The 10,814-nt window shown below is 38.4% G+C and carries 10 protein-coding genes and 1 pseudogene; 9 read left to right on the top strand and 2 right to left on the bottom strand.

Translation table 11 applies throughout. The annotated features are described in order from the left end of the window. Positions 1-9: 9 nt before the first annotated feature. Genes FBD94_RS25565 through rfbB form a run of 5 tightly spaced genes read left to right on the top strand, consistent with a single transcriptional unit; the run spans position 10 to position 4,989 of the window. Entirely contained in the window at positions 10-1,320 is a 1,311-nt protein-coding gene (locus FBD94_RS25565) for a UDP-glucose dehydrogenase family protein (RefSeq protein ID WP_136882324.1), read from the top strand. Then, a complete protein-coding gene (locus FBD94_RS25570) occupies positions 1,320-2,309 on the top strand; it encodes a UDP-glucuronic acid decarboxylase family protein (RefSeq protein WP_131612847.1) in 990 nt (329 codons plus the stop codon). Before FBD94_RS25565 ends, FBD94_RS25570 begins: the two co-directional genes overlap by 1 nt. 7 nt (positions 2,310-2,316) lie before the next feature. Beyond that, on the top strand, positions 2,317-3,339 hold the full coding sequence (gene galE, locus FBD94_RS25575) for a UDP-glucose 4-epimerase GalE (RefSeq protein WP_136882325.1): 1,023 nt from the start codon (positions 2,317-2,319) through the stop codon (positions 3,337-3,339). Then, positions 3,340-3,906 (top strand): hypothetical protein, encoded by a 567-nt coding sequence (locus FBD94_RS25580; protein ID WP_136882326.1) that lies wholly within the window; start codon positions 3,340-3,342, stop codon positions 3,904-3,906. A 30-nt stretch (positions 3,907-3,936) separates the two neighbouring features. Beyond that, positions 3,937-4,989, top strand: a complete 1,053-nt coding sequence (rfbB, locus tag FBD94_RS25585) for a dTDP-glucose 4,6-dehydratase (RefSeq protein ID WP_131612844.1) — start codon at positions 3,937-3,939, stop codon at positions 4,987-4,989. A 4-nt stretch (positions 4,990-4,993) separates the two neighbouring features. Here rfbB and FBD94_RS25590 read toward each other — a convergent pair whose 3' ends face one another. Both FBD94_RS25590 and FBD94_RS25595 read right to left on the bottom strand, forming a co-directional pair. After that, the gene (locus FBD94_RS25590; protein ID WP_169472415.1) at positions 4,994-6,226 is read right to left on the bottom strand and encodes an ABC transporter permease; all 1,233 of its coding nucleotides are present in this window, start codon (positions 6,224-6,226) and stop codon (positions 4,994-4,996) included. Between the two features lie 87 nt (positions 6,227-6,313). Then, on the bottom strand, positions 6,314-6,667 hold the full coding sequence (locus FBD94_RS25595; RefSeq protein ID WP_090783010.1) for a HesB/IscA family protein: 354 nt from the start codon (positions 6,665-6,667) through the stop codon (positions 6,314-6,316). Between the two features lie 105 nt (positions 6,668-6,772). Here FBD94_RS25595 and FBD94_RS25600 point away from each other — a divergent pair, with 105 nt between their 5' ends. From FBD94_RS25600 to FBD94_RS25615, 4 genes and pseudogenes are all read left to right on the top strand, one after another. Next, positions 6,773-7,303: a DUF7935 family protein gene (locus tag FBD94_RS25600; RefSeq protein ID WP_131612842.1), complete on the top strand. Its 531-nt coding sequence runs from the start codon at positions 6,773-6,775 to the stop codon at positions 7,301-7,303. Between the two features lie 2 nt (positions 7,304-7,305). Then, the gene (locus FBD94_RS25605) at positions 7,306-8,853 is read left to right on the top strand and encodes an acyl-CoA mutase large subunit family protein (protein WP_131612841.1); all 1,548 of its coding nucleotides are present in this window, start codon (positions 7,306-7,308) and stop codon (positions 8,851-8,853) included. Between the two features lie 194 nt (positions 8,854-9,047). Further along, entirely contained in the window at positions 9,048-10,478 is a 1,431-nt protein-coding gene (dnaA, locus tag FBD94_RS25610; protein WP_131612840.1) for a chromosomal replication initiator protein DnaA, read from the top strand. 146 nt (positions 10,479-10,624) lie between these two features. Beyond that, a pseudogene (locus tag FBD94_RS25615) lies at positions 10,625-10,814 on the top strand (IS5/IS1182 family transposase); the annotation flags it as partial.

Here is a 10,814-nt window from a genome sequence, read left to right on the forward strand (position 1 = left end):
GATTAATATATGAAAATAGCGGTTATCGGAACCGGATATGTTGGGTTAGTAACAGGAACTTGCTTATCAGAAACAGGAAATAATGTAATTTGTGTAGATATCAACGAAGCTAAAGTAGCGCAAATGCAAGCCGGGGTAGTTCCTATTTATGAGCCTGGTTTAGATGTTTTATTCCACAGAAATATTGCACAAGGTCGTTTAACTTTTACCACCGATCTTGCTCATGCAATTAAAGATGCTCAGATTATATTTATGGCCTTGCCAACACCCCCGGGTGGAGATGGCGCCGCTGATCTGTCCTATATTTTAGGTGCGGCGAAAGATATTGCCAAGCTGGTTACCAATTATAAAGTTATCGTAAATAAATCTACGGTTCCTGTAGGGACGGCGGATAAGGTTCAGGCTGTTTTTGCTGAAAATACAGCTATAGAAATCGATGTGGTTTCTAATCCTGAGTTTTTGCGTGAAGGTGTTGCTGTAGAAGATTTTATGAAGCCTGATCGGGTAGTGATCGGAACCAGGAGTGAGAAAGCACAAAAACTAATGTTAGAGTTGTATGGTCCTTATGTTAGACAGGGGAATCCAATTTTGTTTATGGATGAGCGTTCTTCTGAATTGACAAAATATGCAGCAAATTCTTTTCTGGCCACCAAAATTACCTTTATGAATGAGGTAGCTAATTTGTGTGAGCTTGTGGGTGCGGATGTGGATGCTGTTCGTAAAGGGATAGGATCTGATGCACGGATTGGGAAGCGCTTTTTATTCCCTGGTATTGGCTATGGTGGTAGCTGTTTTCCTAAAGATGTACAAGCCTTGGCAAAATCTGCAGATGAGTATGACTATGATTTCCAGATCTTGAAATCTGTAATGCAGGTGAATGAAAAGCAAAAAACGATATTGGTTGACAAGCTGTTAAAGTATTATAAAAATGATTTAAAAGGTAAGCATTTCGCTTTGTGGGGATTGGCCTTCAAGCCCGAAACTGATGATGTTCGTGAAGCTCCTTCTTTGTATATTATTGATGAATTGATTAAGCATGGTGCAACGGTTACTGCATTTGACCCTGAGGGAATGAATAATGTGAAGGCCATTTTAGGGGACAAAATAACCTATTCTCAAAATCAATATGATGCTTTACTAAATGCGGATGCTTTATTGATTGCTACGGAGTGGTCTGTATTTAGAAATCCAGATTTTGAATTGATGGAAAAAAGTCTGAGCAATAAGGTTATTTTTGATGGACGTAATTTATATGATTTGGAAAAGATGATAGAGCTTGGATATTATTATAACAGTGTTGGCCGTAAGCTTATAAATTAATGAAACGTAAAAGAGTTTTAATAACCGGTGCAGCCGGCTTTTTAGGTTCGCATTTGTGCGACAGGTTTATCAAGGAAGGATACCATGTTATAGGGATGGATAACCTGATCACTGGGGACCTCCAAAATATTGAACATTTGTTTGGATTGGAAAATTTTGAATTCGCGCATCATGATGTTTCAAAATTTGTACATGTATCAGGTGACTTAGATTATATCCTCCATTTTGCTTCTCCGGCAAGTCCAATTGATTATTTGAAAATCCCTATCCAGACTTTGAAAGTTGGATCTTTGGGAACCCATAATCTACTCGGTCTTGCAAAAAACAAAAAAGCCAGGATGCTGATCGCCTCTACTTCAGAAGTTTATGGTGATCCGAGTGTTAACCCACAACCAGAAGAGTATTGGGGTAATGTAAATCCGGTAGGACCAAGAGGTGTTTATGATGAAGCAAAGCGCTTTCAGGAAGCAATGACAATGGCTTACCATACTTTTCATGGTTTAGAAACCAGAATTGTAAGGATCTTTAATACTTATGGACCAAGAATGCGCTTAAATGACGGAAGGGTATTGCCAGCGTTTATTGGTCAGGCATTGCGTGGTGAGGATCTTACTGTATTTGGTGATGGTTCTCAGACGCGTTCATTCTGCTACGTAGATGATTTGATCGAAGGTATTTATAGGTTGTTGTTAAGTGATTATGCGATGCCAGTTAATATTGGTAATCCTGATGAGATTACCATTAAGCAATTTGGTGAGGAAATTATCAAGTTGACGGGAACACATCAGAAGCTAGTACTTAGAGATTTGCCTGTTGATGATCCGAAACAAAGACGTCCGGATATTACCAAAGCAAGAACTATCTTGGGTTGGGAGCCAAAAGTAAGTAGAGCAGAAGGGTTGAAAATAACTTACGAGTATTTTAAATCACTGCCGCAAGAAGCTTTAATAAATAAAGACCATAAAGATTTTACAGGATATAACCGTTAATTAAACAATGTCTAAAATATTAGTAACCGGAGGAACCGGTTTTATTGGCTCACATACTGTAGTAGAACTACACAATGCAGGCTATGAAGTTATTATTGTTGATGATTTTTCCAATTCTAACCCGAAAATACTTCAGCAAATAGAAGCAATTATAGGAGTTAAACCTGAACTTGTAGAATTGGATTTATGCGATGAGGCTAAAGTAAAGAACTTTGTTTTACAGCACAACGATATTGCTGGGGTAATTCATTTTGCAGCATTTAAAGCTGTAGGTGAGTCTGTACAGCAGCCGTTAAAGTATTACAGAAATAACTTTTATTCGCTGATCAATCTGATCAACGCATTTGACAGTAAGGTGAATTTGGTTTTTTCATCGTCGTGTACTGTATACGGGCAGCCGGATGTTTTGCCAGTAACTGAAGATGCCCCAACTAAAAAGGCAGAATCACCTTATGGTAATACTAAACAGATTGCGGAAGAGATTTTGCAGGAAACTTGTGCAGTGACTCCTCAATTAAAAGTAACGTCTTTACGTTATTTTAATCCTGTAGGTGCGCACCATACTGCTTTGATTGGTGAATTGCCAATTGGTGTTCCTCAAAACCTGGTTCCTTTTATAACGCAATCTGCAATCGGTAAACGTGGACCAATCACTGTCTACGGTAATGATTATGATACTCCTGATGGCAGTGCAATAAGGGACTATATTCACGTGGTGGATTTAGCAAAAGCACATGTTGCGGCAATTAAACGGCTAGAAAGCAATAAGGCCAGCACTAATTATGAGGTGTTTAATCTAGGTACCGGAAAAGGTTCGTCTGTATTGCAGATCATTGATGCATTTGAATCCTCTACTGGCGTAAAACTAAACTATACAATTGGCCCAAGAAGAGAAGGCGATATTGAAAAAGTTTGGGGCGATGTAACAAAATCTACAAAAGAGCTGGGCTGGAAAGCTGAATTAGACTTGAAAGAGATGATGTCGTCTGCCTGGAAATGGGAAAAATATTTACAGGATAATCCTTTTTAAATGTTATTAAGTGAGCATAAGGAGCTGAAACTGGAGATCAAGTCTCTTCCTGAAAAGGAAAAGGATAAGCTACTGCTCAGGTTAATTGCTAAGGACAAGGTTTTAACTGAACATCTTCATTTTAAATTGCTTGAAGACGAGCACGATCTGGTACGTAGGCAGGAACAAATCATGTCTGACATTGATGATGGTATTGCTGACTTGATGGCTTCCAGAAGGTTGAACTCGAAGGAGACCTTATTGAAAATGCGTAAATTAAATGGCAGCATTAATCATCATTTTAAAGTGACAAAGGATTTAAATAGTGAAATGGAACTTAGGATTCATTTGCTAAATCAGGTACCCATCGAATTTGATGAAAATGTTTTTTCTGCCCTTTATAAATTTAATGAGAAGCTGGTTATTTATTTTGTAAAAACAGCACTTTCAGTTTTAAATAAATACGATAAAATGCATGAGGATCTACAGTTTGACCTTAAAGCATCTTTGAATATTTTGTTAGATAAAATTTACACCAATAAAACGGCAGCAATTGCAAAAACGCTGGGCTTGCCAACAGAATTATAACAATAACTTATAGAAAGCTACATAATTTCAATGAAAAAAATATTAGTAACAGGTGGTGCAGGTTTTATCGGATCTCATGTGGTACGAAGATTTGTAAACAATTATCCACAGTATGAAATTGTAAATCTTGACAAATTAACCTACGCAGGTAATTTGGCGAACTTAACTGATGTGGAAGATAAATCTAATTATAGGTTTGTTAAAGCCGATATCACTGATGCAGTTGAAATCAATAACTTATTTCAGAAAGAACAATTCGATGCAGTGATCCATTTGGCTGCTGAATCTCATGTCGATAGGTCGATCGCGGATCCTACGGCGTTTGTAATGACGAATGTGATTGGTACTGTAAATTTATTGAATGCAGCAAGAGAGTTTTGGAAAGAAGATTATTCAGCGAAACGGTTTTATCATGTTTCTACCGATGAGGTTTATGGTGCGTTAGGCGATACAGGTATGTTTACTGAAACAACGGCTTACGATCCGCATAGTCCATACTCGGCTTCTAAAGCTTCATCCGATCACTTTGTTAGGGCTTATCATGATACCTACGGTTTGGATATAGTAATTTCTAATTGTTCAAATAATTATGGTTCTCACCATTTTCCGGAGAAATTAATCCCATTAGCTATTAATAATATAAAAAATGGTCAACCTGTACCTGTTTATGGAAAAGGGGAGAATGTGCGTGATTGGCTTTGGGTGGAAGACCATGCCAGGGCTATTGATGTGATTTTTCATCAGGCTAAAACAGGGGAAACCTATAATATTGGCGGGCATAACGAATGGAAGAACATTGATTTGATCCATTTGCTTTGCAATATTATGGATCAAAAGCTAAATCGTGAACCAGGGGAGTCAGCCAAGCTGATCACTTTTGTAACGGATAGGGCAGGACACGATTTGCGTTATGCAATAGATTCAAGTAAGCTGCAAAACAACCTGGACTGGGTGCCGAGTTTACAGTTTGAAGAAGGATTGGAAAAAACTGTAGATTGGTACCTGGAAAACGAAGAGTGGCTGAGTAATGTTACTTCAGGGAACTACCAAGCTTATTACGATACTCAATATCAGGGACGATAATAACCTATTCATATCTTAAAGCCTCTACTGGATCCAGTTTAGAGGCTTTTTTTGCGGGATAATATCCCGAAACTATACCTACTAAAACACATACAGCAAAACCTCCAAAAATCCATTCCCATGGAATAATGAATGAGCCACCCATCCCCAGAGAGATCAGGTTTCCGATGGCTATGCCCAGGAATATCCCAAAAGCTCCACCCATTAGACAAATGATTACGGCCTCTATCAGAAACTGTTTCCTTATAACGGCTGGATTTGCACCAATTGCCTTTCTGATGCCAATTTCCCTGGTTCTTTCCGTAACGGAGACTAACATGATATTCATCAGCCCAATTGAAGCGCCCATTAAGGTAATTACGCCAATAGCTATACCTCCCCAGACAATGTACCGTAGGTTTTCAAATAGGGTTTGTGCCATGGCGTCGCTTTTGGTTATCTCGAAATTGTTAGGATCTGTCACCCTTATTTTTCTGATATTCCTAAATACGGCGGTTGCTTCTCCAATGACATTATCCATAATATCATTGCTTGGAACGATAACGGTTATGGTATAAGAAGGATTTGAGGTGGAGTTGATCAGTTTCGCTTTTAATAAAGGGACATATACAGCACGATCACCACTAAAACCCATGCTTTGACCTTTGGATACGAGTACGCCAATTACTTTTAATCGACTATTGCCTACATTAATAATTTTATCCAGTGGATCCTGATTTTTGAATAGCTTCTCGCTGACCTCGCTTCCAATAATACAAATGTTGTTTCCAGATTGAACTTCTGCCAGATTGAAATTTCGACCCAAGGCTAATTCCAGGCCTTGCGAACCGAGACCATGCTCATCTATACCCTGGATGCTGATGTTTGGATTTGTTTTTTCAGTATCATACTTAACTGTGGCACCTCTGGTTGCTACAACACTTATGGCTACTTTTGCAGGGGTATTTAGCCGTTCTTTAAAGGCTAAAGCATCTTCATATCTGATAGATTTAAAAGGCTTTTGTCTTTGTCCAGAGCCGCCAATCCTGATACCTGTACCACGGTTTCTAATGTTGAATGAATTTGCACCCATACTGGAAAAAGCTTCTGTCATACTTTTTTTAACGGCATCAAGTGTCGTTAAAATACCTACCAAGGCAGATAACCCAATTGCAATGATCAATGCGGTAAGCATGGTACGCAACCGGTTGCCAGTAATGGATTGCAGGGCTAATTTTACGTTCTCAGTATAGGTCATTACAGGCAGATAGATTTAGGTGCTAAAATAAAAGTCCTGTTGTTAAGACAACAGGACTTACTATAATGTTACAAATGATAATCTCTTTTATACTGAAAAGCTGGTTCCACAACCGCAAGTGCTTGCTGCATTTGGATTGCTAAAAGTAAATCCTCTCGAATTTAAGCCATCCTGCCAGTCAACCTGCATTCCCATCAGGTACATTTGATGTGCTTTATGCATGAAAACTTTTATGCCATCAATAATAAACTCTTGATCGCCGTCCTTTTTCTGATCAAAACCCAAAACGTAATTCATTCCAGAACAGCCACCACCTTCAACGCCTACACGTAAGCCAAAATCTTCGGCGATTTCTTGTTGGTCTTTTAGTTTAAAAAGCTCTTTTACAGCTGTTTCTGTAAATGTTACAGGGGCGAATGCGGTATCTACTGTATTACTCATGTTATTTATCAACCGTTAAAAATGTATTAATAGGGCAAATATAAATCAAAATGCACATTTTTGTCGGTACTACGACTAATTATTACGGTATTTAAACAAAATAGAATGGACTTGCAGAAATTTATAACCGAAGCAGCAGTATTGGTAATTGGAGGGGTGGCTACGGTTTCGGCTGGGTACTATTTAATAAAGGATGACATCAGGACCTATTTTAGATTGAAATTTTCTGATCAAAAACAGGAAAAAGATAACCCATTATTGTCGTTGCGCTTACAAGCCTATGAGCGTTTAACTATTTTTATAGAGCGTATAAATCCTGCTAACCTTTTTATCAGACTGCATCAACAAGGGTTAACACTTGCTGAGCTTCAGGTGATGGTATTAAACGAAATTAAATCAGAGTATCAACATAACATCACTCAGCAGCTGTACATCAGTACACCTACCTGGGATGTAGTAAAGAAGCTAAAGGACGATACCATCGCTATGGTGAATAATGGCGCTAAAAGTCTGCCTGCAGATGCTCCAGGTGTTGATTTGAGTAGAAAGGTTTTACAGCATATGGCGGGTATTGAAAATAACCCCTATGATTTGACATTAGATTTGATTAAGAAAGATATTCATCAGTTGTTTTAGTTATGAGCAATAAAAAGTTTACCACTACATCAGGTATAGAAATAAAAGAGGTATACACTAAACCTAGTGCTCAGATTGAAGCGCCCGGTGAGTTTCCGTATACAAGAGGTATTCAGAAAGATATGTATAGAGGTCGGTTATGGACCATGCGACAGTATGCTGGTTTCTCTACCGCCGAAGAGTCAAATAAGCGTTACCACTACTTGTTAAAGCAAGGAACGATGGGACTTTCGGTAGCTTTCGATCTACCTACTCAAATCGGTTATGATTCAGATCATGAAATGTCAGAAGGGGAGGTAGGGAAAGTTGGTGTGGCCATCGATTCATTAAAAGATATTGAAATATTGTTTGATGGTATTGAGCTGGAGAAGATCACTACATCGATGACGATTAATGCTACCGCTTCCATTTTGTTGGCGATGTATATTGCTCTGGCTAAAAAGCAAGGTGCTGATATCAGACAAATTTCTGGTACGATCCAAAATGATATTTTAAAAGAGTATGCGGCAAGGGGGACTTATATCTATCCACCTAAAGCATCTATGCGGATCATTACCGATATTTTTGAATATTGTAGTAAAGAGGTGCCGAAATGGAATACGATTTCTATTTCCGGTTATCACATCAGAGAAGCTGGCTCAACAGCTGTGCAGGAATTGGCCTTCACGCTGGCAAATGGAAAAGCATATTTGAATGCGGCTCTTGAAAAAGGATTAGATATCAATGTTTTTGCCAAGCGCTTATCCTTCTTCTTTAATTGTCACAACAACTTTTTTGAGGAGATCGCAAAATTTCGCGCAGCCAGAAGAATGTGGGCAAAGATTACAAAAGATCTTGGGGCTACGGATGAAAAGGCACAGATGCTCCGTTTTCATACACAAACAGGCGGGTCAACGTTGACAGCTCAACAGCCACTTAATAATGTCATAAGGGTGACCAATCAGGCAATGGCTGCAGTACTAGGCGGAACTCAATCTCTGCATACCAATGGTTATGATGAAGCACTTTCTTTGCCTACCGAGGCTGCTGCAAAAATCGCTTTGCGGACACAACAGGTCATAGCCTTTGAAAGTGGTGTGACGGATACAGTAGATCCTTTGGCTGGATCATATTTTGTGGAAGCCCTTACTGATGAAATAGAAGCCGCTGCTCATTTGTATATTGATAAGATCGATGCCATGGGTGGATCTGTTAATGCGATCGAAAATGGTTATATTCAAAATGAAATTGCTGATGCCGCTTATCAATATCAAGTTGAAGTTGAAAAGGCCAGTAGGATTATTGTAGGTGTAAACAAATTTACTCAGGAAAAGGAAGGTATAAATGATGTATTTACTATTGATGAATCCATTCGGACTATCCAGACGGAAAAGTTAAATAAACTTAAAGCTGAGCGGGATAGTAACGTTGTGGAAAAAGCACTAAATGACTTATCCAATGCTGCTAAAAGTACTGACAATCTCATGCCATTTATTCTGGCGGCAGTTGAAGCCTATGCTACACTTGGGGAAATAGCTGATGTGATGCGTAATGTTTTCGGAGAATACTGATTCTTATGTTAATAAATAGTTATCCACATAAAAAATTGAGGTTAACTATGGTATGAGTTTGCTTTATAAGCACTTACCAAATAAATGAAAATTAAGTTTTTTTTGTTGATAATTTTTTGAATATTCGATCTCACGAACGAGCTCACCTTATATGCTCTTATCGTCGTTGTAAACCAAGAAATTATAGCATGACAATGGAAAAAACTTGTACAGAAGTATGGAAGGACTGTCTCCAAATCATAAAAGATAATATTCCGACCCAAAGTTTTAAAACTTGGTTCGAGCCAATATCTGCATTGAAGTTGGAGGGCAAAGTTTTGACGATACAAGTACCAAGTTTATTCTTCTATGAATGGTTGGAAGAGCATTATGTTGGACTGCTCAGAAAAACGGTTAAGAAGCAGTTGGGAGATGAGGGGAGACTAGAGTATAATATTGTTGTAGATAAATCTTCTAATAGTGGATCTCCTTATACGACTAACATGCCAAGCAATGGAAATGGTGCCGAAGCTAAAAGGCAATCTATGCCGATCCCGGTATCGATAAATAAGGATATTAAAAATCCTTTCATTATACCAGGCTTAAAAAAATTGAACGTAGATCCTCAGTTGAATTCCAATTATACTTTTGAAAATTATATAGAGGGAGATTGTAATCGTCTGGCGCGCTCTGCGGGTTACGCAGTGGCTGCAAAACCAGGAGGTACGTCATTTAACCCTTTGATGATTTATGGTGGGGTAGGCTTGGGCAAAACGCATCTTGCGCAAGCTATTGGTAATGAGATTAAACGCAATATGCCGGATAAGTTGGTGATTTATGTTTCTTGCGAGAAGTTTTGCCAACAGTTTGTAGACTCGTTAAAAAATAATACCATCAACGATTTTGTTAATTTTTATCAGGCCATGGATGTGATCATTATGGATGATGTGCATAATTTTGCAGGTAAAGAGAAAACACAAGATATATTTTTCCATATTTTTAATCACTTGCACCAATCAGGCAAGCAGGTTATTTTGTCTTCTGATAAAGCGCCAAAGGATTTAGCTGGATTAGAAGAGCGATTGTTAAGCAGGTTTAAATGGGGGCTTTCAGCTGATTTGCAAGTGCCGGATCTGGAGACCCGTATTGCTATTCTTCGTAAGAAGATGTATGCAGATGGAATTGAATTGCCTGCCGAAGTAGTAGAATATGTTGCACATAATATAGATAACAATGTTCGTGAACTTGAAGGTGCTATGGTGTCTTTACTTGCGCAATCAACATTAAACAAAAAGGATATAGACCTGGCATTGGCTAAGCAGATGTTAAAGAATTTTATCAAGAATACTTCAAAAGAGATTTCTATGGAGTACATTCAGAAGTTGGTATGTGAATATTTTGAAGTACCGGTGGATATGGTTAAATCTCAAACGCGTAAGCGGGAAATTGTTCAGGCACGTCAGATTTCGATGTACCTTTCGAAAAGCCATACCAAGTCATCCCTAAAAACAATCGGAGCTTTTTTTGGTGGAAGAGACCACTCGACAGTAATTTATGCTTGTCAAACGGTAGAGGATCTTATTGATACCGATAAAAAATTTAAAGGTTATGTGCACGATATCCAAAAGAAATTAAAAATGAGCTAGTTTTACTCCTTGTACTAAAAAAGCCTGTAAGTTTTTGGAGGGCACTGAAAAAGTCCTTTTAAATATTTGGAGTCCAAAAAGAGCAGAAGAACTATGGTTATCTGCTCTTTTTTTGTACCTTAAAAGTAGGTTTTAAAAGGTGCCCAATGTTAGCTCATCAACAAAAGATTCAATTCAGTGCCTACTCAGGATTGTATGATTTGATCATTCCCAAAGACAATTTACTTCGAAAGATCAACGATCTAATAGACTTCAGTTTCATTTATGATGAACTGCTCGAGAAGTACTGCCACACCAATGGACGTACTGCGGAGAGTCCCATCCGTATGTTTAAGT

The sequence above is a fragment of the Pedobacter hiemivivus genome, assembly GCF_005144565.1.
Taxonomy (GTDB): Bacteria; Bacteroidota; Bacteroidia; order Sphingobacteriales; family Sphingobacteriaceae; genus Pedobacter; species Pedobacter hiemivivus.

Excerpts from the sequence above, each read along its gene's own strand:
- FBD94_RS25570 (WP_131612847.1), top strand. The coding sequence starts at position 1,320 with ATGAAACGTAAAAGAGTTTTAATAACCGGTGCAGCCGGCTTTTTAGGT.
- rfbB (WP_131612844.1), top strand. The coding sequence starts at position 3,937 with ATGAAAAAAATATTAGTAACAGGTGGTGCAGGTTTTATCGGATCTCAT.
- FBD94_RS25565 (WP_136882324.1), top strand. The coding sequence starts at position 10 with ATGAAAATAGCGGTTATCGGAACCGGATATGTTGGGTTAGTAACAGGA.
- galE (WP_136882325.1), top strand. The coding sequence starts at position 2,317 with ATGTCTAAAATATTAGTAACCGGAGGAACCGGTTTTATTGGCTCACAT.
- dnaA (WP_131612840.1), top strand. The coding sequence starts at position 9,048 with ATGGAAAAAACTTGTACAGAAGTATGGAAGGACTGTCTCCAAATCATA.
- FBD94_RS25590 (WP_169472415.1), bottom strand. The coding sequence starts at position 6,226 with ATGACCTATACTGAGAACGTAAAATTAGCCCTGCAATCCATTACTGGC.
- FBD94_RS25600 (WP_131612842.1), top strand. The coding sequence starts at position 6,773 with ATGGACTTGCAGAAATTTATAACCGAAGCAGCAGTATTGGTAATTGGA.
- FBD94_RS25595 (WP_090783010.1), bottom strand. The coding sequence starts at position 6,667 with ATGAGTAATACAGTAGATACCGCATTCGCCCCTGTAACATTTACAGAA.
- FBD94_RS25605 (WP_131612841.1), top strand. The coding sequence starts at position 7,306 with ATGAGCAATAAAAAGTTTACCACTACATCAGGTATAGAAATAAAAGAG.
- FBD94_RS25580 (WP_136882326.1), top strand. The coding sequence starts at position 3,340 with ATGTTATTAAGTGAGCATAAGGAGCTGAAACTGGAGATCAAGTCTCTT.